Origin of the sequence: Tepidibacillus sp. HK-1, from assembly GCF_001748485.2 — a bacterium.
Classification (GTDB): Bacteria; Bacillota; Bacilli; order Tepidibacillales; family Tepidibacillaceae; genus Tepidibacillus_B; species Tepidibacillus_B infernus.
Map to the genome: position 1 here is coordinate 20,366 of NZ_BDGM02000024.1, position 25,959 is coordinate 46,324.

A 25,959-nucleotide genomic window follows, 5' to 3' on the forward strand; every position below is an offset into this window, starting at 1 on the left:
TAACTTTTATGAATAGTATATCCGATTTAATAGGAGAGATATTTATTGATGAGAAAAACATCGACTCTTGTCATCTTTTGGGCACTTATCATCATTTTTACATTTTTCGGTTGTGTTAACAATAACCAAACTACAAAAAAACCAATAAATATAACAACATCACCTGTGCAATATGAGTATGATGTGATCGTAATTGGTGCTGAACCAGAAGGGATAGCTGCTGCTATTGCTGCAGCTCGAAATGGTGCAGATACCTTATTGATTGAAAAAAGGGATGGGCTTGGTGGTTTATTCACCTATGGCATGTTAAATCAACTAGATCTTGGTTATGACAAAGATGGCAATCTTGCAAACCAAGGTATTTTTAAAGAATGGCATCAAATCGTAAATAACAGAGGTGCTTTCGATATCGAAGGGGCAAAAGAAGCTTTTATTCATCTTATCGGTAAAGAGAAAAATCTAACCATTTTACTCCAAGCCAATGTACAAAAGGTTATAAAAAACGGTAATCAATTGGTTGGCTTAGAAGTGCAGGATCAAACCGGTTTACATACTTATCAAGCAAAACGATTCATAGATTCAACAGCAGATGCGGATATTGCGGCCATGGCAGGTGTCCCCTATTTTCTTGGTCAAGAAGATATTGGGTTAAAAGATACAAGAATGGCCGATACCCTTGTACTTGTGTTAAAAAATGTGGATTGGAATCGAATGAAAGTGGCTGCTGAAAATGGTGTACTTGGTGGAGCAGAGGTTTATGAAAATATGGCTTGGGGATTTACTGATGTCATCAATCAATACAAACCCATTGAAGCAAATACTCGCTTACGTGCGCTTAATATTGCTAAACAATTCAACAATGGCCTTGTGACGATCAATGCTTTACAGATTTTTAGTGAAGACGGATTAAGTGAAGAATCAAGAAAAGAAGCGATGGAACGGGGAAAAAGAGAGTCGATCAATGTCTTAAAGTTCCTTAGACAAGAACTACCTGGCTTTGAACAAGCAGAAATTGCCGTCTATCCACAAGAATTATATATTCGGGAAACAAGACATATCCTTGCTGAATATCAATTAACGATTAATGATATCTGGATGAATCGAGATAAATGGGATAGCATTGGTTTTGGAGCTTATCCTGTAGATTTACAAGCAACTTCTGTAAAGGGAGAAGGGGGTTATGAGAAGGTGATTACAAGACCGATCCAGTATGCGATCCCTTTTCGCTCACTCGTTCCTAAAGAGATAGATGGACTATTAGTAGCTAGTAAAGCAGCAGGCTATACATCCCTTGCAGCAGGAAGTGCGAGAACTGTCCCAATTGGCATGACTGCTGGGCAAGCTGCTGGAACAGCAGCAGCTATATCAATCCAGCTTCATACAGACTTCCGGAAAATGGTTAAAGATCGTGTTCCAATCAGTGAATTACAAAGGCGACTCAAGTTGCAAGGGGCACTTCTCTACCATTTTGATTCAGCATATCCCTATGAAGGGGAATGGTTTGATCAATCGATTCAACAATTATTGCCCTATGGTGTGATTCAAGCAGGCTATGAGAATGATCTATATGTCAATGAACTGATCACAAAAATAGATTTTATTGAGTTATTAAGCACAACAATAAAAAGAAGCCACCCTGAACTGTACGGGCAGCTTATAGAAGATCATCAAGATTTGATCAACAACATTCTTCAAGGTGATGTATTACCCTATTTAACTAGAGATCAAATGGCAACCTTATTATTAACCATCTTCAATCACATGAAGGTCTCCCCAAGTCCATGGGAACAACTGATGAAATTGAAGTTAGTTGATAAGGAATTGGAGGCAAGACTATCTTCTAACCGTGAGGTTTTAAGAAGTGAAGGGATTTATATGGTTGCTTTTATATTGAATAGATTATCCAATGTTTCTAGTTATAAAGTTTATTAAAAAGATCCGTGCTGTAATCTCTGATGTCAGATATATTAAGCATACCATGCTTTGACTTAATCTCGTTAAAGTATTTAGCTATTAATTCCTTATCTATTATCCGATCCGATCCTTCGTTGTCATTTAAGCCCGTTCTAGTAACCCGCCATGGCTCCTCAGCATGAGTCATTTTTTCTAAAACCTTGCCACTATAACAGCCAAAATTTCTAACAATGCTATCTAAAAGCTCTTTTTCTACTGTTGTTAATTTTATCTCCCCGTACTCATAATTCTCTTCTTCAATCGGATTATAGCCATGATCTTTGTATTTATAATATATACTTCTGAATACAGGGCCATGCACCCAAGCTTCACAGTTATTGTGAAATAAATATACCCCTGTAAAGGCTTTATAAAAGCCCTGCGAATAATACAATAGCTTTTGTAGAGCTAGTGGTGTTATATCAACTGAGTTTGTTAGTAAATATTTAACAACATAATCTATTTTATCTTCCATTTCAACGGTAGTGCCTATTGAAGTTTCATTATTTTCTAAAGCATTACTTATGCGTCTATACGCTACATCTGTAATGTTATTTTTATTTTGAACTAATATCTCTTTGAGATAATTGGGGTCATTAAGGATTTTTTTTAGTATATCAGAATATTGTTTTGTGGGAATATCTCCATCTAAATACCTGGTTAATGTACCTTCTCCCCAACCTAATAACAAGGACAAAGGCCTTTTCCCTACATCATATTTTTCTAATATCAGTTTCATTTCTGATACTGAAATCAATCCTTCTTTTTCTCTATATGTTTTATCTAACATAGCTAAATTATGATCACGAATTTCAGACACAAATATTTCACTTCCACATTTGTTGCAATAAGCTTCTTTTCCTATATATTCAACAATTTTACCTTTGATGTTTTTTTGTTTTTTCTCTTCTTTAATAGAGTAATCAACCATTTCATGACATCTTTCACAAAACCCTATCATTCAGGTTTCCTCCCTTTTTAATAATCTTTCATTTGATATTATCAAGTCATTTACTTGAACAGATATTTAATCGGCTTATTTCTTTTATGAAAAGAGACCACTATGGTAAAGTCATCTCCTTTTCTTGTCTGAGTCATGTTTATTTTAATATATATATCAACAGATTCTAAAGTGCCCCAGTAATCTAACTCATGATACTTACTGAATATGTACAATTTCTCATGGGCAAATTCTTCTTTTTCGTTATCAACAGCGTAGCAAAAATCGTCATATTGAATTCCTAATAATATTTCCTTTTCCTTTTTTGTATCAATTCTATAGTCCTCAATAAAATTGATGTTTTCATGTCTATTTTGATTTTTAGAAATGATATACTTTCCATCTAATATTGCTTTTCTAAACTTTTCAAGATACATTTTTATATCACCAGGAGTAAAATCTGTATATTTACATATTTTTCTTTGGCTAGAGCTCAAATTTTAGCCACTCCTCTTCCTCTATTATATTCAAATTATACACTATCTATTCCAAACTGAAAATAAAAATGTACTAATTGATACATTTTATTCAAAATGTTAATTATTATAATCCTATGTCCATAATATTTATGATACGAATATATGTTCCTATCATAGCAAATATTCATAATTATACAAGTATTTTCGAGAAATTTACTTATAATTTTTAAAAATTCTAAATAACCTTTGAATACTATAATAAAAAAGGAGGTGTAGATTACCTACAACCTCCTTTTTTATTTACGGGCGAGTTTTCGCATCATATTCTTCATCTTCTGCACTAATTTTACTTTCAATAATACTATGGATAATTAACCATTTCCCAGTTTCTTCGGAATAAAATATCTCATTATCTGAAAAATATCCGGATGGGTCTTCGTTAACGATTTCTTCAAACGCCACAGTAAAATTAATATCCTCTTCCGGATAAATGGAATATAGGATGTAAGACATTGCTTCTACCCAAAACCCCAGATCCTCTTTATTTTTATCATAGTTTGTATTATATGTCTTGTAATTTTCTCCTGAAATTACACCATGAACTTGAATGGTTCCTTTACTATCTCTGTTTACCCTGTAAAAATCAAGTTGAATTGTCCCGCTTTCAAACTCAATCGTTAGAAAATCTTCAGTATTCAATTGTTTTTCTAAATATTCTAAAGGTAAAGGTCCATCATTTGGTACATCTTCTAGATTAAATGATGCTTTTATATTATCATATTTTTGAGCAAGAGTACCTTCGAGCCAATGTGAAATATGGTCAATTGAAACTGCAAAATTAAGATTTCCTTCTCTAGATGCCTTTGATGTAATTCCGATTACTTCACCTTTTTGATTGAATAAGGCTCCACCAGAGCTTCCGTGTGTAATGGGAGCCGTGATTTGTACAAACTGAATACCAAAATACTCTCTAAATCCACTGATTATTCCTTCAGAGATGGTATTTTGAAACCCTTCAGGATTACCAATGGTTACAATCTTTTCACCACTTTTTGCAGTCTTTGGAGAGTTTATCTCAACAGGTTCAATATTAAATTTTTCCGTCGATTTAATGACAGCTAAATCTGTGTTTTTATTAAATACTACAATTCCTTCAATCTGATATTTTTTCCCTTCTGAGGTAGTGATTGTCCCAGCAGTCATGCCTTCTATTACATGGTAATTGGTTAAAACCAATCCATCCTTTATAATCACTCCACTTCCTAACAAACCTACATCTGTTTTGATCAATACAACTTTCTTGTTATTAAGATCAAATAGTTCCTGAGGGGTAAGATTCTTCTTTTCTTTAGATTTGGTAATGATGACTGTTTTTGTATTACCATCCCACGTTACTTTTGCACCTAAGGCTTCACTGACAAACCTTAATGGAACCATCGTACTTTTGTTGATAATTTTCGCTTTCTGTTCTAACTTCACTGATTTACCATTCACTAAAGCAAAGTCGTTTCCTACCACTAAGATAATAGTGGTATCCTCTTTTTGACCAATCACTGTCTTTGTATTGCCATCCCAAGTAATCGTAGCTCCAAGGCTTTCAAAGATCCCTCTCATTGGTACTAAAGTTGATCCATTATCAATTACAGGAGGCTGCTGATAGGATTGAACTTCCCCATTTATTTTTACTACAATATTTGATGCTGCATCAACTTGCATAGAAAAAACAAAAGTGAATACAAGAGTTATAAATAATAACAATAACTTTTTCATTCTATTCCCCCATTTTTATATTAGATAAAAGAATTATTCGACAGCAAGTATCATAATCCTTTCTTATCTTCCGTATATTGTCAAAATAGAGTCTAAATTCTTAGAAATTGTCGAAATTTGTATAATATATAATTCTAAAGGCATAGAAAAAGACTCACTTTTTTGTGAGTCGTTTAGTAAGGAATTATGAGAAAGGTATAGACATTGCTGTTCTACCAACGTCTATACTATCTTCAAATTTTAATACAGCTAGATTATAGTCTAATATACTTTGTGCTAATCCAACTTTTGCTTGATCGAGTTGAACTTGTGCTTTTTCTACATCAGTGGCCACACCCATGCCATTATCATAAAGCAATTGGTTTAATTTTAATCCCTCTTCTGCAATTGTTACCGATTTTTCATAGGCTTTAATTTCTGATTGCTTTTGCTTTACATCTAAATAATTACTTCTGACTTCCATTTCAATCTGTTTCTTAGTCGTTTCTAAACTCTTTATGGCTTTATCTAAATTTACTTTTTCTGAACGATATTGGAATGTGATTTCAGGATACTGTTTGGAGATGATATCAAAATTGATTTTCGCCATTTCGTATCCGTATTCTGCGATTTTAATTTCATTTCTTTTTTCAAAGGCTTGATTAATCGCATCAGCTATACTAACTTCTTTAAATTCTTTCGGAGTTAACTGATCTTTTAAATTTACTTGATCCATAACGTCTTTACCTAACGTTACGTTAAACGCCATTTTTGCCTTTGTTAGCATATCCTTTGTTGCATTATAATCATTTTCTGCATTGATTACATTTAATTCAGCACTCAAGACTTCTTGTTTTGTCACTAAACCCAATTCTAATTTCTTTTTCGTGGTCTCATACAATTTTTTATATGTATCTAAGTTTTCCTTTTTAATCTTAAGAAGTTGTTCAGCTTGTAGTAGTTTGTAATAGGATTCTTCAACTTGTGCTTTTAAGCCTTCTGTTGTAGCTTGCGCATTTCTTTCAGCATTCGCTTTAGTAAATTCGGTCGATACCTCTAATAATCGGTAATTTTGCAGATAATCAATGGAATCTTTTCTTTTGTCCTCATATAGTGGCTTTAACTTCCTAAGATTATATTTAGCTTTGTCATAATCTACTTGGGCTTGTTCTAAATCTAGTTTTTGTTGTTCCATGGTAGGGTTGTCTTTTAACATCAGATCTATGGCTTGATTTAGTGTTAACTCTGTGGCTTCACCTTGGAAGTCCATGCTATCAATGATCAATGAATTGGCTCTAGGAAAACTTATAAAGGAAAGTAGTGTTATTAAAGTGATTATAAATATTTTATTATTTTTTAACATACATTGACCTCTCTATGTTATATTTATATTTTTTATTTTATCCTAAAAAGTATTAAGAGGACAATGTATTGTTTTATATATTTACCTTTAAATCATAATAATAATGTGAACCAATTTCATAATTAGAAAGTTTCAGTAATTAAGCGAACAATGAATAGATATGATTATATAAACGTTGGTTATTTAAAACGGAATAATAATTTATTAAAGATGATTTCTAATTTGGTTCGCTTTTATCGACTTAAAAATGACTTATGAAATTGATTCAATGTAAAAATAATTAGATCTAATAATCTTTTCCCTTTAAATAAAAGAATAGAGTTCTTTAGGTTTCCCTAAAGAACTCTTAAATTATAAAATATCTAAATTCTTAATTTATTGGAAGAAGATATTCTTTGATACTAATACTGAACCATCGGATACTTTAACAACCTTAACTGTATAATTTGTATTACTTGTTAAAGAGACTGAAGGTAAAGCAGCACCACTAGTAAATGTAGTAGAAGCATCTACTGTACCATCTGCTTTTTCAAATTGAACAACATAGTCAGATGCATTTAAGCCACTCTCTAATGTTACTGTGATGGTATTAGTATTACTAATGATGTAGTTACTTGTAATTGTGTTAGCACTAGAAATTGGAGTTGTAGAAGGTGCTTTAACGGTTCTTACAATTAAATCAGTATATACAGAACCAGTTGCAACTCTTAAAGCTTTTACAGTATCACCAGATTTCAAGCTACTAAAGCTAATTGTTTTGTAGCTATCTGTTGCATCAACAATTACAGCATTCACACCTAATTTAATACCAGTTGCTCCACCAATATCTAATGTCTTATTAGTAACACTTGTTATTGTAGCAGTACCGGAAACAACTCTTGAACCTAGTGAAGATTCTGTTGTAATACCATCAATATCACCAGTTGTATCATTGATAGCCACTTCAACAATTTCATTTTTGTACACTGCATCAGCAACAGTTGCAAGTGAAGAGGATTTCTTAGTATAGTAAACATCTTTAGAACCATCTACAACTAGTTCTAATTTACCGATATCACCAGTTGTTTTTGTACCAACTGCAGTTGCAACACCTGCAAATGTTTCTGCAGTTCCACGAGTAGAACTCTTAACTGCTATTGCAACTACAGCATTATTAACAACATAGAACTTAGCATCAGTAATTTTATCAAAATCTAGATCTTCAAATGTGGATACCTCAATATCATCAACATCTGGAGTTGCAGCTGTAAAGTAATCTTCACCTAAGAAGACAACTGCATCTTTGTTAATTTTATCTCCATTATAGTAACTACTGTCTGTAGAAAAGTTAATAGAACCAGTGAATCCAGGATCAGGAATTTTTGTTAAAGATTTTAACACACCATCTGAATCTACTTCTACTTTAACAATATCATTTTGTTGAAAGTCAGTAGTTGTTGTACCTGCTGATGACCAAGGAGAAAGTGTAGTTCCACTAATACTGATTTTTGGTGTTGCTCCTCTTACGTCACTATCTTTAAAATCATATGTTACTTTTTCGCCTTTATTGTTTAGAACTTCTAATGTCCACATTTCATCAGTTCTATCCATATATTGAGCAATGTCTTTAGTTACAAAGCTATAGAATGATGTTGTTGCTACTGTACCTAAATCACCAGAAAGGTAAACCATATCTCCACTTCTATCTACAAATACAGTGACATTACCCTCATCTTGCATTGATTCAGCAACTTCTTGAGCTTTTGAATTATTAGCAAATGCAACTAAATCACCGTTAGCATCGATATATTTTGCAAATGCGGAGAAGTATGGGTTTGTATAGGCGTATTCTGTACCATCAACATCGATGGTGTCAACAAATACATGACCAATAGCACCAGTAACAGACTTATTAAATACTTCAGCATATTCAGCAGTAGTGTTGTAGAATAATACGTCACCTTTTTCTAAATCGTCTACAGTAATTGTTTTACCTTCTTTTACAATTGTATAATCTTCAAGGTCTAACTCATTACCATAAGCAAAAAGAATATTATCCTCAACTTTTTCAACAATTTGATAGTCATCCCATGAATAAACTTCTAGGAATTTAATTTCGTCATCACTGTTTAAAACAACTTTACCATAGCCATAGCTTGATCCTAAATTAGATGCATTAGATTTAGTTCCATCAATATAAATTGCCGCATTGTTAGCTAATTCATAACTAGCATCTGCATCAACTAATTTAATTTTAGAACCATCATATGTGATAGCATCTACATCCACAGTGTCGTTTACATTAAAATCAACAACTTCATCATCACTATTCACATAAACAGTTGCATTTGCGCCAAATGCAGCTTCAAAATCAAAACCTTCTGGAACAACTACTACTTTTGTACCTACTTTAATTTCATTGTCATCTAATTTACTATCTGTCCTTGGAATAGCAACTACATCATCTTTAATTTTTTCTACATTAAGATTATCACTGAGTAAAGTTTTTTCTTCTGTACCCTCAGTACCACTAACTACATATTTAGTTTGATCACCGAAAGTTACTTGAACTAATTTAGCAACAGTTAAAGCATTATCAGCAAATTTGAAAACATCACCACGTTTGGCAGGTGAATAAGCGGTAACACTGTCAACTCCATCAGTTAAACCTAATTCAATAGCTTTAACGATGTAGTTGGTTGGCCATCCTTCTTTGGCCACTTGTGGCTCATAACCTAATGCACGAACTAACATAGCTAGTGCTTGAGCTTGAGTTACTGGGTCTTTTTCACCGAATCTTCCATCAGCATATCCTGTAACAATACCTTGTTGTACAGCTACATTTACATAACCTTTAGCCCAGTCAGCTACACCATCTTTAAATGGAGTTGCACCATTTGAAGCTTTAGCAGCGGCTTCTAAACCAAGAAGACGAACTGCCATTGCAGCAAATTCTGCACGAGTGATTGTTGAATCAACTTTAAATGTACCGTCACCGTTACCTGTAAGTACTTTAAGAGCAGATAGACGGTTAACTGCGGATGCATAGTCACCAAGGTCTTCTGTTGTACTTGCAGCAAACGCAGGTGTAACCATTGTAAGTACAAGTGCGAATACTAAGAATGCATTTAATAGTTTTCTCATAACCTTTGTTTCTCCTCCTCTAATTCTGTTTGGTTGAGAGTTTTTTACATCTTTATAGCTCTGTTCTCTCATGTCTTGACACCCCCTCTCCTGAGTTGAGCACTAATCTCTATTTATATTTTTATGTCTACGGCGGTTAAACCGTAGAAACTTGTTAATATCGTCATTGGTACAATCATCTAGAAAACTACTTAATTGATTATACAATGGGTTTTCTAGTTCGTAAAGGGTAAAGTTTCCATAAATAGTTTATCTTTTATACTTCACGATTATGGGTTTTGTTATGTCTGACTTGCTGAATATATGGTATGAATTTCCTATACATTTTATTAGACGTAAGAAGCATGAAAAAGTTTCACCCTTTTTAAAAAATTTTTTTTGTCGTTTTAGCAACATGTTTTAGTATACATGGAGATAGCAAACTTTGCATTACTACATTTGTACTAAACTGCCCAATGTTCTAAAAATGGAACCATATTTATGAGTATGCTACAATACTCTATGTGAGGTGTACTATATGTTAAAACGATATTTAACAACCAATGATTACGGGGAAAAATCCATTACAATTCGCAAATCAGAATTTATTGGCTATGTGAAACATGCAACATCTGAAGAAGAGGCAAATGCTTTTATTGAGTCGATTAAGAAGAAGCATTGGGATGCGACTCATAATTGTTCTGCTTATGTGATTGGGGAGCATGACCAATTTCAAAAAGCGAATGATGACGGGGAACCTAGTGGAACAGCAGGTAAACCTATCTTAGAAGTAATAAAAAAGATGGGTCTTAAAGATACAGTTGTGGTAGTTACCCGGTATTTTGGCGGGATTCTGCTTGGTGCTGGTGGTTTGATTCGTGCCTATGGCAAGGCCGCAAAGGAAGGTATTTTGGCTGCAGGGGTGATCGAGAGAATCCTTTATCGACAGGTACATGTTACGATCGATTACACTTGGTATGGCAAAATAGAAAATGAGATGAAGAATCGTGGCATCACTGTACATGATGTACAGTTTCTTGAGAATGTGATGATGACGCTATTAGCGGTTGATGGCGAAGAAGATCAGCTGGTAAATATGGTTACGAATCTTACAAATGGACAGGCAGACCTAACCATAGGGGAAGCTCTTTATGTAGATAAAGCTTATCATCCTTATGGAGATGATGAGGACGAAGAAGAGGAAATTGAGTAACAATGAAGGGTTTGTATATTCCAACGCACTCCGTCGTCCGTGTATTTCTTCGAATAAATAATAAGGTAAGAAATACACTCCCAAAGGTCGTTGCTTATGGAATATACAAACCCATTTCTTTATCAACACTATCCCATCTTATCTACTCTTTATAACCCTCCACAAGAACTTTGGTAGGTTCATCATCCGGCCGGCACGTGTTGGCTGTTTGATTAGACGATGAAGCCATTCTAAACCAAGCTTTTGCATCCAGACTGGTGCCCGTTTAACATTGCCTGTAAGCACGTCAAAGGTTCCGCCAACGCCCATCACATATTGAACGGGAAGTTGATTCAAATACTTGGCAATCCACTTCTCTTGCCGTGGTGAACCTAAGGCCACAAAGAGATAGTCTGGTTCTGCTTGTTGAATTTTCCTTACAATCTTCTCATGATCCTTTTCATAGCCATCTTGAGTACCTACGACTTGTAGATTAGGATAGCGCTGTTGTAGGATTTCTCCTGCTTTTTGCACAACATCAGGTGCAGCGCCATAAAGGAAGATCTTCTTCCCTTCTTGATCGGCCACTTTCACCATCTCTTCAAACAAGCCAACCCCTGTGACACGAGGAATCGGGGGTAAATCTAATATCTTCCCTGCTACCACTAATCCGACGCCATCTGCAATCAATAGGGTCGCTTTATTTTCAATAATTGATGACAGTTCTTCATCTTGCAAAGATTTCATAATCTTCTCAGGGTTTTGAGCAATCACGAATTGCTTCTTCCCATTATTGATTTGCTCACGAAGGTAATCAACAGCTTGCTGCATATTTACTAGATTGACTGGCTTACCTAAAATTCTAACCCTTTGTAATTCAATTAAATGTTGGTTCATAGATTGATGTCCCTTATCGTTTGATTCCATAGTAATCCCCTTATATGATTCAAACATTCTCTGAATTAAATTGCAAAATAATCAAAGCCTAGTTCTTTGACCGTTGCTTTATCAAATAAATGCTTGGTATCGATTAAGATCGGTTGCTGTTCCATTTTTTCTTTGATCCAGTTGAGATCAAGATTGTCAAATTCCATTTGTTTTGCTAAAACAATCAACGCATCGGCATGATCAACGGATTGTTCTAATGAATCGACTGCATAGGAAACATGGGAATGAGTTGCAGGATCAAATGCTTTTACATTTGCCCCTCTGTCTACTAGAATTTTGCAAACATCATGAGCAGGGCTGATCCGATCGTCGTTAGAATAATCCTTCATTGCTAAGCCTAAGACACTCACTTCTGCACCTTGTAATGTTTTCCCTTGTTTCTCCAACATGTATTCTAGCATATTTACAATTCGATGAGGGACTTGGTCGTTGATCATTCTTGCCATTTGTAACAAGGATAGATCAATATTTAATTCTTCTTTCTTAGGGCGTAAATAATAGTAAGCGTTTGGTAAACAGTAACCACCTACACCTGGACCAGGAATAAGTAGATTGACTCGTTTATGGGTATTGGCCATGCGGAAAGTTTCCATGGTATCGATACCTAGTGCTTGGCAGAATTGTGCAAATTGGTTTGCCATCGCAATATTAACATCACGAGATACGTTCTCAAACACTTTTGCTGCTTCAACGATTTTCATATCAGAAGCGATGTGGATTTCTGCTTTAGAAATGAGGCGTAAGACCTCTTTTGCTTTTTCCGCACTTTCTGGCGTGATTCCAGCCACTACAGTTGGCATGTTTTCAAATTCTTCAAAAGCTTTCCCTTCCGCAATCCGCTCTGAAGCATAGGCAAGGTAAAAATCATTACCAGCAATTAGTCCACTTTGTTTTTCTAAAATAGGTTTCGCAATTTCTTCTGTTGTACCAGGTACAACGGTGCTACGAATAATGACGACATCACCTTGTTTTAAGCCTTTACCAAGGTCCATCATAGCTGATTCAAAATAATCATATACAGGCATGCCTTCTTTTACAGGAAGGCCTACGGTCACAATATAAGCATAAGATTCTGCAAAGGCATCGTTATAGTCTGTTGTTGCTTTAAATGTACCTACAGTTAATGCATCCTTCAAGATGTCTTGGATGGGTTTTCCATTATACTGTTCTAAGTGATAAGTCACCCCGTTATTCAAATCTTCAATTAAGGATTGATTTACATCTAAGCCAATCACATCATAGCCACGCATGGCAAAGCTTAAAGATAAGGGTAACCCTACAAAACCTAGACCAATCACTGTAATTTTTTTTCTTTCCATGAATATTCCCTTCTTTACTCATTTATAAGTACTACATGATATAAGTTTGTATATACAAACCCCAAATAATAAGAGGTAGTCATTTATTATTACGTGAACTTAAGCAACTGTTTCGCAATCTCAGCATTGGTTAAAGCGATTTTTTTCATTTCTTCAACAGGTCGTTTCATCTGTTCGCTAATCTCATGGCGATTAGCCATCCAGTCTTTCAATCGCTGAGTAAAATCTTGTTCCTTTTCCTTGATTCTTTCGATCGGCCAGCTGTATTGGTCGATCTTTGCTCTCTCCATAAACCGAAAGACCTTTGGATCATAAACAAGGCCAAAGGAAGGAACATGAGATATGGCACTTAAGATAATGGCATGTAAGCGCATGGCGATGACGCCATCCATTTCCTTTAACATCGCTGCCATTTGTTCTGGGGTATAGGTGCCTTTTACAAGATAAGCTTCTTCACTTCCTAGTTCATTTAAGATCTGTTGGCTAATCCTTTCATCTTCGCCAAATTGGAAAGGAAAAAAGATGATCTGCACATCATACTCTTCTTGCAACTGTTTTAAGGAACGAACAAGAGTTGGAATATATTGATGGTCTTCATCCCAGGAACGTAAAGAGATGCCTAGCTTGATCTTTTCCTGATTAATTGGAATTCCTTCCTGCTTGAGTAGCGCTAATCCATCTGATATAACCTGAATTCCTAAAGCTGGATCAGCTGTTACTTCTGTAGGGGGACGATTTACACCAACTTCCTTTAATAACGCTAATGAGGGTTGATCACGAACCGTAATCCATTCCACACGATTGGAGATCAAACGAACCAAACGTTGTGCTTTACTGGTTCGTAATGGTCCAATTCCTTGGGCATAGTACATCACAGGCGTGCCTGCTAATAAAGCAATCATCACTCGGCTTAACCAATAAGGAACGACTCGGCTGGAGTAATCTTGAAGTAATCCACCGCCACCAAGGATAAAAAGTTGGCTTTTGCGAAATTGCCGATAGATGACACCTAAGCCGTCAAAACGACGACCAATATAGAGGCTATTGACCCCATGAATCTGTTTGGTTTGTTCTGGATCACGGCTAAGAACAGTAATATCTGTCATTCCTTGCTGTTTCAGGGCATGAATCATGCCGGTGAGAATCGCTTCATCTCCTGTATTGTTCGCCCCATAATAGCCTGCGATCGTAACACCTTTCCTCATGATCCCACCTCTTTTTTTCTCGCAGATTTTTTTCCAACTTGTACTTCTTTATATACTTCGATTGTATTCTTAATAAATTGTTCGGCAGTAAAATGTTTTAATAATGTTTGATAACCATTTACCGCTAGCTTTCGTTTTAATTCAGGTTGGACCAAAATCTCCTGAATTCGAGCAGCAAATTGTTCAATATCTCCACTTGGTACATAAAAACCATTTCTCGCTAGTTGAATCACTTCTGACATGCCTCCTACATCAGTTACAACGACAGGAGTATGAGATGCCATCGATTCTAGCAATGTAATCGGTAACCCCTCCATATTGGAGGTTAATAAGAACAAATCTGCTTCTGATAATAGAGGGTAAATATCTTTGCGAAAGCCAAGAAAGCTAACCTGTTGTTCAATATTTAGTGAATGAGCCATTTCCTTTAGTTCAGCATGTAGTGGCCCATCGCCAACGATCACACCATGAAAGGGGATGCCATTTTGTTTTAATACGGCAAAAACCCGTAATAGCATCTTCTGATTTTTGACTCTTTCCAAACGGCCAATGGTCATTAAGATCGGAATATCCTCTTTAAGACCAAGTTCTTTCCTTAAAAAAGGCTCCGGTTTTGTGCCGATTGGAAAATCTGGGGATAATCCATTGTATACCACCTTGATTTTTTCAGGACGTATCCCATCTTGTTCTAACTCTTTTTTTAAAGAGCCTGCAACAGCGATGAATTTCTTGGTCAAAGACCTTGTCAATTTTTCAATCCGATGATAAAAAAGCTTCTTTAATGGATGAGCATAATCATGATAAATCGAGCTATGGATGGTCGTAAGTACCGGTATTCCTGTCATTCGCGTTGCTAATCGACCGATAAAATTTGCCCGAACCCCATGGGTATGCACGATATGTGGTTTTTTCTTCTTGATATATTCATGAAGCTGTTGAATGGCACGCAAATCTAAGATATGCTTCATCGGGAAAATGGTGACTGGAATCGAATGGGCTCGTGCTGATTCTGCAACCACATCATCAATAAAACAAACGATTTCCACTTGGATTCCCTTTTTTAGTAATTCTTTTGAAAGGGTAATGATGTGATTCCGGGAGCCCCCTTTTTCCCCACCACCAATCACTTGCATGATTTTCATAGATTACACTTACCTTTCGGAAGTGTTAGATATTCTAACACTTAGAGATTTTATAGGTAAGAAAGCCTACGCTTTCTTTTTTGTTTTCCAATGTAGGGCGAAGAGCATTCCGATAAAGGCATAGAAGTAAACGGCATCGGTTAATGCCTCTAAGATGCTTGCCGTTACGTTTTCGATCGCCATGGTCATGATGGCACCAGCAATCCCCATCAAATACACCTTTTGTTTCACTTCTGTTGCCTTGCCATACATGATATGAGCAACGAGCATAATGCTAAGAATTAAAGCGATAAAAGCAATTGCGCCCAGAATCCCCATTTCTGCTCCAAGTTTAATATAATGATTATCTACCCAAGTGGCAAATGGAATATTATGCCTTTGGGGAACAGAATCACCAAACATCCCTAACCCCACACCAAAAATAGGGTTTTCTTTTATTTTTTCAAAGGCAGCCATCCAAAAGGCTATCCGTCCATATTCACTGCTCATTTGATAATAAGTAGGGTCAAATAATTTCGCAAAACGATTAATTACACTCTCTGGCATGACAAAAGGTATGATCGCTCCTACCACAGGTAAGGCAAGTAACCACCACTTGTTCCACCTAAAAACAAAGAATATAGCCATCACAAAGAAAGCAATCCAAGCACTTCTTGAAAAAGTAAGGAGTAAAGCAATTAAAATTGGAATCGTAGCTAGAAAGTAAAAGATTTTCTGTTTCTTATCCTTTAAAAATAAGAAGGATGCGACAGTAAAAGAAAGAATCATATTAAAATACCCAGCTAAGGCATTGGGATTGCTAAAGATGGATACGATACGAAACTGTTCCGCATCTTTTTTATGTTCCCAACGTACGCTGTCAATTTTAAAAATATATTGGATGATACCAGCAATCGCAATCAATACCGTACTGATCACTAAAATCTGAATAAAACGGTCGATCATTTCTTCATCATCTAAGGTATATAAGGTAAGTAGAGCAAATAGCATGGGCTCAAAGATCACTCTACCCGCATCAATACTTACAGATAGCGGAACCACATTGACAATTATCGATCCGATAGAAAAGAATAAAAAGGTATAAAAAGGCCATTGAACATATTTTGGAATCGCTACATATCTTGGTTCATTTCGTTTTTCAAACCATACTGCAACGATGATTAATAGTAAGAAAAGATCATCCCATACACTTCCAATAAACGAGGGTAGACCCAATCGTATCCCGAAATCTAACCAAGGGTAGATTGCGAGAATCCATAACAAACGGTGTAAATTCTTCATAATGTCGGTTTTCCCGCCTTTCTTTAATTCTTACGCAGTAATTTCTTAGCACGTGTTTTTAACCAGTCTACTTCCGGAGTATCCATTTTAAATGTAAGGAAAATATACAGCAAACCGCCAATGGCTAGACTTACAAAGGTACGAAGCCAAAGTTCTATACCCATCGGCTTTGACCAAATCAAGAGAAGCCCTTGATAACTCCCCCAAGTGATAGCGGTAAAAATCAAGGCATTTCTCCAGATTTTCCACCAAATTTTCCTCTCTTGTGTGACGTCTAATGTTCCAATCTTTTTCACTAGCTTACGTCTTAAACGAATGTAAGCAATAATCGAGGAAATGGAAGTTGAACCAGCAACAGCGATCATCCCTAATTTTGGCACAAAGATCACCATTAACGCTACATTGATCGCTACTAATATAACACTATTAACCACAGGTGTCCAAGTATCTTGCAATGAATATAAGGCCCTTGTAATCACATCACGCATAGCAAAGGGCAGGATCGTAAAGGAATAGGCAGCCAAGGCAATTGCTGTTAATTGAGCAGCATCTGCATCAAATTGTCCCCTTTGAAACAAGATCGAGATAATCGGTTCTGCTAAAGCCACAAAAACACCAATCACAGGCAATAGTAGAATGCCTAATAGATGATAGCTCCGTGATAATAATTCCTTTGTCCCTTCGATATCCTGCTTGGAGATCTTATCTGCAATCATGGGGAATAAAGGTAAAACCATCGAACCAACAAACAAACTAAGTGGCAGCTGTGTTACCCGATTGGCATAGTTTAATGCGGCTAGACTTCCTTCTGGTAAGGTAGATGCCAACATTCGATCGGCAATCGTATTTAATTGAAAGGCACCAATACCAATAAAAATAGGAAGAATTAGCTTCCCCACTTGCTTAATATCTTCATTCCACCATATTCTTGGTTGAAAGGAAATCCCCTTCTTGATCGTAACAAAAAGTGCTAGAATGAACTGCAAACCAATCCCGATCGCCATCCCAATAATTAAGCTTTTGACCCCATAGGACTTGGCAAAAAATACAGTAGCAATAATCACCCCTGTACTATAAAAAATCGGCCCAAGACTAGGAATGAGAAAGTGCTGATAGGCATTAAGGATCGATGAAAACAAACTGATTAAGCCAATCGCAATCAGTGCTGGGATAATGATTTGGATCATTTCAACCGTTAGATTTTTTGCTTCTTCACCAAACCCCATTACATAAACCCCTGCAAACTCCTCAACAAAAAGGAAAAGCAAGGAAGCAAGCCCGATCATTACAAGACTTGTTAAGGTAAACGTACTACTAACCAGTTTTTTTAAACGTTCGGTTTCTTTTTGGTTCCTTAAGCGAATAATCAAAGGAATTAAAGCGGCAGATAAAGCTCCACCAGTAATGGTTAATAGCAAATTGGGAATTGTCGATACCGCTACAAAAATATCTGCTTGGTGGCTTGTCCCAAACTCTGCAGCAATAAATACTTCTCGTAAAAAGCCAATGATTTTACTTAAAAAGGTAACGCCCATTAAAAGAATCGTTGCACCTAGTATCTTCTTAGCTTGTGACATATGTTCTGTTCTCCTCAGCTTGTCCCTCTTCAATATATTTAACCGCTTGTTGCCATCTTGCATCCCAGGAATTGGCTTTGCCAATCTCTTGTCTTTTTTCGATTCTTTGCTTTTCTTTTTCACTGGATTGAATGGTTCGGCGAATCGCTTCGATCATTTCCTCTTCATTTCCGGCAATCTCTACCACCTCTTGATAAGCAACAACTTCTGGTAAAGGTGTAGAAACCACTGGTTTTCCTGCAGATAAGTATTCAAATAGTTTAATTGGATTGACACTTTCTGTAAGTTTGTTAATCTTAAACGGAATCAAACAAGTATCAAAATGAGCAATATATTCAGGCAGCTGCTGATAAGGTTTAGCCCCTAGCATCGTCACATTGGGCAATTGTTTTAATTCATCCACATTAGTTGCAACAGGACCAATAAAGACAAAAGAAACCTCAGACATTTGCTTTGCTACGCTTGTTACAAGGGGAATATCGATCCAGTCACTAATTCCTCCGACAAAGCCAACGATCGGATGAGGGACTTGCTGTAACTCTTCTGGAATTTCGACTATGCCAGCATTTGTGCCTTTTCCTTCTCCTTTTGCTTTTCCTTCTCTGGCAAAATGCTCATATTCTGCTCCATTTGGAATCAAGTAAAAATGTTTGCTCCAATCTTTGCGATCTTCCATCAATTGTTTTGCAGTGGCAAAAGAAAGATCTGCTCGTCCCATTAATTCCTTTTCCATTTGGTAGACTAGGTCTGCATTGATTAACCCTGTAAAAGCACCATGATCATCGACACAATCATATATGACTTTACGGAAATTAAAATAAGGGAGAAGGTCTACTGCATTGGGTAAAAAAGCATACAAATCGATTTGAATAGGTTCTTGATTCCCATCGGAAAATTTTGTTTTCAATGCCCGTTTGATCGTTTTCGCTATCCACCATTGATTGATTTTGTTAATCACACGAATTTTATTGCCAAAGGGTAAGGTAGGAGGTGGTGCCAACAAATAGACTCCATCTTCTACATGGCGTAATCCTTTTAACCAATTCCTCCAACGATTTAACATCTGTTTATTTTTCAATGGTGCAATCAATGTTGCAGGTGGTTCTAGATAAATCACTGTCCACCCAGTCTTTGCACTTCTTCTCATGAAATGGTGGGGACGGTGCTGAATTCCTTCCCATTCCCCTGCTGAGATGGCAAGCATGATTTTTTCCATCCTCTTACCCCTTTCGTTAGGTTTGTATATTCTAACGCGTTCCGTTGTCCATGTATTTCATACAAACCCCATGCATTATTCTTAAAGATTTTGTGTTTGCAGTTATAGAAAAATCTTTCCCTAAAGGGAAAGAAGAATCTACAACATTATTGAACGAGATTACTCAAATTGTTTTACACTGCTATATTTATCTAAATGTTCCAAAACCTTTTGTTTGTCTTCCTCATCATAGTAATAATACCAGAGATTGTCCCGTGAAGATCTCCCTGGCGTTCCACTTAAGGTCATTGGATGCCAATCTGCCTTGGAAAAACTACGATAAGTTTTCATAATTGAGAATAAATCCTGTTTAGATAAATCAGTACTAATATGTTCGCCTAAAATATCTAAAAGCTTTGGTGCCTTCAGAATCGTTTTTGCACTGACAGCTTTTTCTGCTAAAGCTCGAATTACATACTGTTGCCTCTTAATCCGGCCAAAATCCCCTTCTGCATCATGACGATAACGAACATAGCCTAATAATTCCTCGCCATTCAAATGGTGAAATCCGGGGGTTAACTCTACTTGAATATCACTGGCAATATAGTACATACTAGATGGCGTATAAACTTCTAAGCCACCCAAGGCATCAACAATTTCTGTAAATGCAACAAAATCTATCGCAATATAGTTGTCAATCGTGATCCCAAAGTTTTCTTCAATCGTTGCTTCTAATAACGGTATCCCACCATAAGCCATCGAGTGGTTAATTTTTTGATATCCGTATTTAGGAATACGTACATAAGTATCCCTTGGAAAAGAAACAGTTGCTACTTGCTTTGTCTTTGGGTCAATCCTCATCACCATGATCGTATCTGACCTAGCCCCTTCAAAAGACTGATCTTCTCTGGCATCTACCCCTAATACAAGTACATTCAGTGGCCGATCAAAGGAATTGGTAAACAGATCAGAAATCCCAAATTCATTATCCTGTGTTTGATCTGGTTTTTCCCCTTGTGCATTGCGAAAGATGCTTGAACCAAATTGATTAAATGTATAAAAAAGATATCCCCCTAATAAAAGGGATAAAACCAAAAAAGAAAGAAGGGAAATCTTTATTCCCTTTTTCCACTTATTTTTATTTTCTTTTCTTTGATTCCATCTGTCTGTTCTCTTTAAGTGATTATTCATCTAATTCATCCTTTACGCATTAACCTCGGATATGAGGCTTATTCACTGCAATCCCAAATAACCAACTACCCACTCCTACAATAAAACGAGTCACTGGTTTTTTTGTTTCACCAAGGATTCCTGTCCATTCCACCCCAATTAAGACGAAAAGAACAAGAATGGTCATCACAATAATCCCGATCCATACCGTGGTTTGCGATAAAAAGATGGCTGCCAAGCTAAACAAGATATTGATTCCATAAATAATCAGCACTGTTTTACGATGGGAAAAACCCATATCGATTAAGCAATGATGAAGATGTTTTTTATCTGGTGCCGTAATTGGTAATTTTAAGCGAAAACGGCGAATGATCGCAAAGATCGTATCAAAGATCGGCACTCCTAAAATGACAATCGGAATCAAGTAAGAAACGACGGTAATGTTTTTAAAACCTAAAATCGACAAGGTCGAAAGGAAAAACCCCAGATATAATGAACCGGAGTCTCCCATGAAAATTTGCGCCGGATAAAAGTTAAAGAATAAGAAACCGATGGTAGCACCTAATAAGACTAATGTGATGATTGCAACCATAGTATTTCCCATTATTAAAGACATAATAAATATTGTTGATAAAGCAATGGAAGAAACACCTGCAGCTAATCCGTCTAATCCATCAATCAGATTTAAGGCATTGGTGATACCCACAATCCAAAGGATAGAGACCAACCAGCTCCATTCACCTAAATAGATGATTTTATAAAAGACTGGAACAGTAATAAATTGAATTTTTACCCCACCAGATACAACAATCGCTGCAGCGATGATTTGAAAGACTAATTTCGTTTTTGCAGACAAAGGCTTAATATCATCGATGATTCCTGTGATCACGATCACAAGACTACCTAAAAGTATCCAAAACAACGGTTCCTCGGTTTCATTTGCAAAAAGAATTATGCCAATCGTCGTTGCCAAAAAGATCGCTACCCCACCCATTCGAGGCATCACCTTTGTATGCACCTTTCTAGCATTTGGATGGTCAACTGCACCTATTTTTATCGCTATTTTTTTTATAATCGGTGTCAATAGTATGGACAATACTAACGGAACTCCAAAAATGAAGAACCAAGTCATGATTGATCCCCTTCTTTATCTTTCTTTTTTTAAAAAACACTAGATTTAATCCAAACTTGATTGTATTATAAAAATCGTACACAAGACAAGAGCTATTTTTCTTGAAATTGTAAATACGAGCAGAAAGGAACATACATAATGAAAAAAATTTGGCTTCTTTCTTCGATTGCCGCAGTTATTCTCTCTCTTTATATTGGAATGGCCATTCGAACAGAACACCCAATGAATCAGTTATATGATTCAGTCATAGACAAAATCAATCATACTCATGTAGTGAACTTTAAATCTGGTTTTGCAGTGAATCAATATAACAATGGCCAAATTACCGAACAATGGCAAATGAAGCGGGAAGGAACCTATGATGCCTGGAGTAAATATCTAAACTTCCGTAATGTCTTACAATTTACAAATATAGATCAGCAAGACAAAGAAGAAGTAGAGGAAAAGACCTCTTTATCCCAAGATCCAAAGGGAAATATGATTTTACTCCCGATACAAGAGACCTTTTTTAAAAACGGGCTTTATCTCACCCAAAATCGAGAAACAGGCCTTTGGACTTCTCAATCAAAAGATTCGTTTCAATTGTTAGAATTATTGCCGTTGAATGCGGAATTGTTAAATCGTTATGCCAAACACTATAAATCAGAAAACCGTGGTAAATTCGTCGTCTTCTTTTTCTCAGTCGATCCGAATTATTTATCAAGGACATTTCCAACGATTTTAGAATCAGATAACCTTTCCTTCCCAATGCGTTTTAAAGAAGGAACGATCAAAATGTTAGCTTACCCTGATTCCTTATTACCAAGAAGAGTCTATTCGATCTACAAAATCGAAAACCTTGAAACCGGTGAAGTGTTTGAATATAACATCGACACCTATTTTAGTGAAAATGAAGATTATCAGGATCTGGAAGAACCAGCTATTCCTCAGGATGTTTTAGAGCGAGCGAAAGCGATCAAGTAGAGGACATGAATTTTTTCCAACGTGCTCCGTTGTCGATACACTCCAAAAGTCGCTGTTTTTGGAATATACAAATCCCGCAGCCAAAGAGTATGTGATGTAGAAGAAGAGCCAGATATTGATTCTTGGCTCTTTTTTTTTTTAGGTGTCAGTAACCATATTCATTGTTGTCAAAATTGATATCGTTAGCCTTGAATCGTCTGTTTAAGTCCTTCGGCTAAGGAAGTCTTGGCTTGCCAATGTAAGGCTTTAGCTGCTTTTGTCGGATTTAAACAACTGTAGACAATATCTCCTTCTCTTTCAGGCCCATGAACAAATTCTACCTGTTTTTCAAAGGCTGCTTCTAATTGTTGGATGAGCTCTAATAAAGAAGTCTCTTTACCCATGCTAATATTAACGATCGCTTGACTACCTTCTGTCATCGCTGCCAGATTGGCTTTGGCAACATCGCCAACAAAGACATAATCCCTTGTATGTCTGCCATCGCCATTGATCGTAAGCGTTTCTCCCTTTTTCAACTTATCAACAAAGATAGAAACCACTCCACCTTCTCCCTCTGGTGTTTGTCGTGGACCGTAGATATTGGCATAACGTAAAATCGTATAATCAATGTCATACATGCGATGATAAAGCATGATATATTGCTCTGCAATCCACTTAGATAATCCATAAGGGGAAACGGGTTGAATCGGATGCTCTTCGTTAATGGGTAATGACACGGGATTCCCATAGATAGCCGCTGATGAAGAATAGATGATTTTCTTAGAGCCCACCTTCTTCATTAAATCTAAAATGTGAAGCGTTCCTGCGACATTCACCGACTCATCATATAGTGGATCCTTGATCGATGGGGGAACCACCGATTGTGCCGCTAGATGATAAACGATCTCTGGCTTTTCTTGTTCAAATACCTGATCTAGTTCATGTGAACGAATATCTACTTGATAAAAACGAGCCTTGGGGTTAAGGTTTTCCTTTTTTCCCGACGTCAAATTATCTACAATACTTACTTCATGTTGTTGTTCAATCAATAAATCTACAATATGGGAACCAACAAAGCCGGCTCCACCTGTTACTAATACTTTCATGACTTCACCTCAATAATATTAGACGTGCCTTAGATAAATAAAGTTTCAAATTCTTCTCTATTTTACATCCGATTTTATTATTCGTCATTAGGTTTTAACAAAAAGAAAAAAGGATACCAAAATGCCAAACTTTTGTTTCTTCCTGCTCCAATTTTTCATATAACTTAGAAGAATTAAGAAGGCTTAAAGCATCTTTGTCAGAAATATTCATCTTTTCAGCAATCATTTGGGCTAAGCGTGAAACTATCATCTGTAAAACAGTTTGGAACTCTTTATCTTCACTCATTATTCTGCTCCTCAATATCCAATTTTCCAACATATCGTAAATAAGATTCTGTATCAATTTACTTTCTTTTATAGCAAACGGTTTATGGATTCATTATTTGGAAGTAAATCATACAGGTTCCTATCTATCCTTTTAGATGCATAAATTGCAAAAAGACTTTTTCACTTGTCGCCTATTTTATTGAGAAACATTAACAAGTTACTTTGGGTGTTTAGGAAGGCATACCATTCATACGATCAGGGAGGATAGAGTCTTCCCCTAAAGAGCGCCCTGAAAAAAAGATTGATTATATTCGATGGAGGTATCCAGTTTCTGTTCTTCAAAGTAGACCCCATGATTCGATTTAGACAAAAAATCTATATATAGGAATATATCTAATCAAAACTAGATATTGTATTTATCTTGCATTTTTTATCTTTATATAATGTTGGTTTTGCAACTTTAGATAATATGCGTGGGTAGATGTATTTATAAAAGAGGGCAAAAAAAATTTAGAAAATTCCAAATGACCTGGCTCAACTGGATTTTCTATACCTAAATTTGCTTGGACTTTATAAACACTTTTACAATTGGGACAATTTATATCTATTATTGCTACGTTGCCTCGTTCAATTCGTTGTGAAGGTGGTTGACTTGGTGTATGTATAGATTTAAATATTTGTGATTCTAATGTTTCAAACACTTTATAGATATTAGTATCTAGGGTCATTTTTAACAAGGTATAATAACGCCTAATAGCATCAGCCAATTCTTTATCCTTAGAGTAATCAATTATTTTTAATTTCATATTTTCTAAATCAGATATTTTAATTGATCTCCCATGAGTTAACCATTTACTATGATCGGCAAGTTCTGCTGCTACCTCTTCGGCTCGTTGGCGTTTTTCTTCCAAGGTAACAGGTGAACCGTCAGCTGAATGATTATTCCAATCCTTAAATTTATATTTAACCAACCATTCTTTAACTAAAACCTTTGCAAAATCTAGGGCATTTTGTGCACCTTGTAACTCTCCTGGAGAAATACCTTGGAGCACAGGTATGTATGCTTGATTTAAACTCCCTTTTTCCTCCACTTCAGCCTTTATTTCATCCATTCCCTTTAACAATGCGTCAGCCGAAAATGTTTTCCCTTCTCTTGAAATTTGAGCATCTATAGGGCCTAATGCTGAGGCGGGTTCCATTAATATTTCATCACATGACATTGCAATTATAGTACCTGCACTTTTTGCCCAGCCAGGTACTATAATTGCAACATCGTCGTATCTTTCTCTAATTAACTTAACAATATCCTCAGCAACTTCACCAGATCCCCCAGGTGTTTCAATGATTAAATCAAAAATTCAAAGGCTTCTTTTCGACCTTCAATATCTTTTCGATCTCTTTTGATTTCAATTAAGACTATATTTCCATTGTTGTCCACTGCAGTAAGATCATTGATACCATGTTTGACATTTCTAACTTATTTCCCAAAAATAAGTATTGATTCTTCTTCATCGCATATCATATCGATATTCTTTCTTAATAATTCTTCGATATCACTTTCTTTATAAATAAGCTCCGAAAAAGTGGTAGCACCTATTTTTACAGCCTTATCATTGGATACGTTATACATGTCATGCCCTCCCGAATAGGATTAGTTGTTTACATAATTTTACCACAATACAAATTACGTATATATCCTGACTTTTGCAGCAAAATCAAAGAAAAAACAGCCTTGAACCCGCATGAATGTTGGTTTCTTGGCTGTTTTTATATGTCCAAGAGTTGTAGTGAAAATTACCCTTTTTTGACCTCTCCCAAAATTTTTTTTATTTCTCCAAGTGACATGTATTTCTTTCCGAATTCGATGTCTAATTCCTTACCGATGTCGGTCAGTATT

General features: G+C 36.0%; 21 protein-coding genes. 3 read left to right on the top strand and 18 right to left on the bottom strand.

What is annotated here, in order from left to right:
- The first annotated feature begins 48 nt into the window (after positions 1–48).
- Positions 49–1,932: an FAD-dependent oxidoreductase gene (locus BEN26_RS11740; RefSeq protein ID WP_069799757.1), complete on the top strand. Its 1,884-nt coding sequence runs from the start codon at positions 49–51 to the stop codon at positions 1,930–1,932.
- Here BEN26_RS11740 and BEN26_RS11745 read toward each other — a convergent pair.
- The 5 genes from BEN26_RS11745 to BEN26_RS11765 form a co-directional block, all read right to left on the bottom strand.
- Complete coding sequence (locus tag BEN26_RS11745; protein WP_069799758.1) at positions 1,913–2,914, bottom strand: type II TA system antitoxin MqsA family protein; 1,002 nt, start codon at positions 2,912–2,914, stop codon at positions 1,913–1,915. The two genes, BEN26_RS11740 and BEN26_RS11745, sit on opposite strands and share 20 nt — an antisense overlap.
- Before the next feature lie 50 nt (positions 2,915–2,964).
- Positions 2,965–3,390: a hypothetical protein gene (locus BEN26_RS11750; protein ID WP_069799760.1), complete on the bottom strand. Its 426-nt coding sequence runs from the start codon at positions 3,388–3,390 to the stop codon at positions 2,965–2,967.
- Between the two features lie 282 nt (positions 3,391–3,672).
- Complete coding sequence (locus tag BEN26_RS11755; RefSeq protein WP_069799762.1) at positions 3,673–5,142, bottom strand: stalk domain-containing protein; 1,470 nt, start codon at positions 5,140–5,142, stop codon at positions 3,673–3,675.
- Between the two features lie 184 nt (positions 5,143–5,326).
- Positions 5,327–6,484: a TolC family protein gene (locus BEN26_RS11760; protein ID WP_069799764.1), complete on the bottom strand. Its 1,158-nt coding sequence runs from the start codon at positions 6,482–6,484 to the stop codon at positions 5,327–5,329.
- A gap of 375 nt (positions 6,485–6,859) precedes the next feature.
- Positions 6,860–9,679: an S-layer homology domain-containing protein gene (locus BEN26_RS11765; RefSeq protein ID WP_069799766.1), complete on the bottom strand. Its 2,820-nt coding sequence runs from the start codon at positions 9,677–9,679 to the stop codon at positions 6,860–6,862.
- Between the two features lie 445 nt (positions 9,680–10,124).
- Between BEN26_RS11765 and BEN26_RS11770 the strand changes: the two genes are divergently transcribed.
- Entirely contained in the window at positions 10,125–10,799 is a 675-nt protein-coding gene (locus BEN26_RS11770) for a YigZ family protein (protein ID WP_069799768.1), read from the top strand.
- 138 nt (positions 10,800–10,937) lie between these two features.
- On the opposite strand, the gene BEN26_RS11775 is transcribed toward BEN26_RS11770, so the two are convergent.
- The 9 genes from BEN26_RS11775 to BEN26_RS11815 form a co-directional block, all read right to left on the bottom strand.
- A complete protein-coding gene (locus tag BEN26_RS11775) occupies positions 10,938–11,705 on the bottom strand; it encodes a WecB/TagA/CpsF family glycosyltransferase (protein ID WP_181482285.1) in 768 nt (255 codons plus the stop codon).
- Positions 11,706–11,740: 35 nt separating this feature from the next.
- Positions 11,741–13,045: a nucleotide sugar dehydrogenase gene (locus BEN26_RS11780; RefSeq protein WP_069799770.1), complete on the bottom strand. Its 1,305-nt coding sequence runs from the start codon at positions 13,043–13,045 to the stop codon at positions 11,741–11,743.
- An 89-nt stretch (positions 13,046–13,134) separates the two neighbouring features.
- Positions 13,135–14,250, bottom strand: a complete 1,116-nt coding sequence (csaB, locus tag BEN26_RS11785) for a polysaccharide pyruvyl transferase CsaB (protein ID WP_069799772.1) — start codon at positions 14,248–14,250, stop codon at positions 13,135–13,137.
- A complete protein-coding gene (locus BEN26_RS11790) occupies positions 14,247–15,392 on the bottom strand; it encodes a glycosyltransferase family 4 protein (RefSeq protein WP_069799774.1) in 1,146 nt (381 codons plus the stop codon). Before BEN26_RS11790 ends, csaB begins: the two co-directional genes overlap by 4 nt.
- A gap of 66 nt (positions 15,393–15,458) precedes the next feature.
- A complete protein-coding gene (locus BEN26_RS11795) occupies positions 15,459–16,673 on the bottom strand; it encodes an O-antigen ligase family protein (RefSeq protein WP_069799776.1) in 1,215 nt (404 codons plus the stop codon).
- Between the two features lie 23 nt (positions 16,674–16,696).
- Positions 16,697–18,250, bottom strand: a complete 1,554-nt coding sequence (murJ, locus tag BEN26_RS11800) for a murein biosynthesis integral membrane protein MurJ (protein ID WP_069799778.1) — start codon at positions 18,248–18,250, stop codon at positions 16,697–16,699.
- Positions 18,237–19,466, bottom strand: coding sequence for a glycosyltransferase (locus BEN26_RS11805; RefSeq protein ID WP_069799780.1), 1,230 nt, complete (start codon positions 19,464–19,466; stop codon positions 18,237–18,239). Before BEN26_RS11805 ends, murJ begins: the two co-directional genes overlap by 14 nt.
- A 159-nt stretch (positions 19,467–19,625) precedes the next feature.
- Complete coding sequence (locus tag BEN26_RS11810; protein WP_069799782.1) at positions 19,626–20,636, bottom strand: LCP family protein; 1,011 nt, start codon at positions 20,634–20,636, stop codon at positions 19,626–19,628.
- A gap of 19 nt (positions 20,637–20,655) precedes the next feature.
- Positions 20,656–21,747, bottom strand: coding sequence for an MraY family glycosyltransferase (locus BEN26_RS11815; RefSeq protein ID WP_069799784.1), 1,092 nt, complete (start codon positions 21,745–21,747; stop codon positions 20,656–20,658).
- Positions 21,748–21,885: 138 nt separating this feature from the next.
- On the opposite strand from BEN26_RS11815, the gene BEN26_RS11820 reads away from it, so the two are divergent.
- Positions 21,886–22,710 carry a hypothetical protein gene (locus tag BEN26_RS11820; RefSeq protein WP_068726380.1) on the top strand — a complete coding sequence of 275 codons (825 nt, stop codon included), beginning with the start codon at positions 21,886–21,888 and terminating at the stop codon, positions 22,708–22,710.
- 182 nt (positions 22,711–22,892) lie between these two features.
- Here BEN26_RS11820 and BEN26_RS11825 read toward each other — a convergent pair whose 3' ends face one another.
- The 4 genes from BEN26_RS11825 to BEN26_RS14155 form a co-directional block, all read right to left on the bottom strand.
- Complete coding sequence (locus BEN26_RS11825; protein ID WP_181482286.1) at positions 22,893–23,795, bottom strand: NAD-dependent epimerase/dehydratase family protein; 903 nt, start codon at positions 23,793–23,795, stop codon at positions 22,893–22,895.
- Positions 23,796–23,889: 94 nt separating this feature from the next.
- Positions 23,890–24,081, bottom strand: a complete 192-nt coding sequence (locus BEN26_RS11830) for a hypothetical protein (RefSeq protein WP_069799788.1) — start codon at positions 24,079–24,081, stop codon at positions 23,890–23,892.
- 397 nt (positions 24,082–24,478) lie between these two features.
- Entirely contained in the window at positions 24,479–25,420 is a 942-nt protein-coding gene (locus BEN26_RS11835) for an SDH family Clp fold serine proteinase (RefSeq protein ID WP_084818838.1), read from the bottom strand.
- A 119-nt stretch (positions 25,421–25,539) separates the two neighbouring features.
- Positions 25,540–25,692, bottom strand: a complete 153-nt coding sequence (locus BEN26_RS14155; protein ID WP_255421901.1) for a hypothetical protein — start codon at positions 25,690–25,692, stop codon at positions 25,540–25,542.
- Positions 25,693–25,959 lie beyond the last annotated feature (267 nt).

What these genes read in the sequence shown, in the direction of transcription:
- BEN26_RS11740 (WP_069799757.1), top strand. Translation starts at nt 49, where the DNA reads ATGAGAAAAACATCGACTCTTGTCATCTTTTGGGCACTTATCATCATT.
- BEN26_RS11745 (WP_069799758.1), bottom strand. Translation starts at nt 2,914, where the DNA reads ATGATAGGGTTTTGTGAAAGATGTCATGAAATGGTTGATTACTCTATT.
- BEN26_RS11755 (WP_069799762.1), bottom strand. Translation starts at nt 5,142, where the DNA reads ATGAAAAAGTTATTGTTATTATTTATAACTCTTGTATTCACTTTTGTT.
- BEN26_RS11760 (WP_069799764.1), bottom strand. Translation starts at nt 6,484, where the DNA reads ATGTTAAAAAATAATAAAATATTTATAATCACTTTAATAACACTACTT.
- BEN26_RS11765 (WP_069799766.1), bottom strand. Translation starts at nt 9,679, where the DNA reads ATGAGAGAACAGAGCTATAAAGATGTAAAAAACTCTCAACCAAACAGA.
- BEN26_RS11770 (WP_069799768.1), top strand. Translation starts at nt 10,125, where the DNA reads ATGTTAAAACGATATTTAACAACCAATGATTACGGGGAAAAATCCATT.
- BEN26_RS11775 (WP_181482285.1), bottom strand. Translation starts at nt 11,705, where the DNA reads ATGGAATCAAACGATAAGGGACATCAATCTATGAACCAACATTTAATT.
- BEN26_RS11780 (WP_069799770.1), bottom strand. Translation starts at nt 13,045, where the DNA reads ATGGAAAGAAAAAAAATTACAGTGATTGGTCTAGGTTTTGTAGGGTTA.
- csaB (WP_069799772.1), bottom strand. Translation starts at nt 14,250, where the DNA reads ATGAGGAAAGGTGTTACGATCGCAGGCTATTATGGGGCGAACAATACA.
- BEN26_RS11790 (WP_069799774.1), bottom strand. Translation starts at nt 15,392, where the DNA reads ATGAAAATCATGCAAGTGATTGGTGGTGGGGAAAAAGGGGGCTCCCGG.
- BEN26_RS11795 (WP_069799776.1), bottom strand. Translation starts at nt 16,673, where the DNA reads ATGAAGAATTTACACCGTTTGTTATGGATTCTCGCAATCTACCCTTGG.
- murJ (WP_069799778.1), bottom strand. Translation starts at nt 18,250, where the DNA reads ATGTCACAAGCTAAGAAGATACTAGGTGCAACGATTCTTTTAATGGGC.
- BEN26_RS11805 (WP_069799780.1), bottom strand. Translation starts at nt 19,466, where the DNA reads ATGGAAAAAATCATGCTTGCCATCTCAGCAGGGGAATGGGAAGGAATT.
- BEN26_RS11810 (WP_069799782.1), bottom strand. Translation starts at nt 20,636, where the DNA reads ATGAATAATCACTTAAAGAGAACAGACAGATGGAATCAAAGAAAAGAA.
- BEN26_RS11815 (WP_069799784.1), bottom strand. Translation starts at nt 21,747, where the DNA reads ATGACTTGGTTCTTCATTTTTGGAGTTCCGTTAGTATTGTCCATACTA.
- BEN26_RS11820 (WP_068726380.1), top strand. Translation starts at nt 21,886, where the DNA reads ATGAAAAAAATTTGGCTTCTTTCTTCGATTGCCGCAGTTATTCTCTCT.
- BEN26_RS11825 (WP_181482286.1), bottom strand. Translation starts at nt 23,795, where the DNA reads ATGAAAGTATTAGTAACAGGTGGAGCCGGCTTTGTTGGTTCCCATATT.
- BEN26_RS11830 (WP_069799788.1), bottom strand. Translation starts at nt 24,081, where the DNA reads ATGAGTGAAGATAAAGAGTTCCAAACTGTTTTACAGATGATAGTTTCA.
- BEN26_RS14155 (WP_255421901.1), bottom strand. Translation starts at nt 25,692, where the DNA reads ATGTATAACGTATCCAATGATAAGGCTGTAAAAATAGGTGCTACCACT.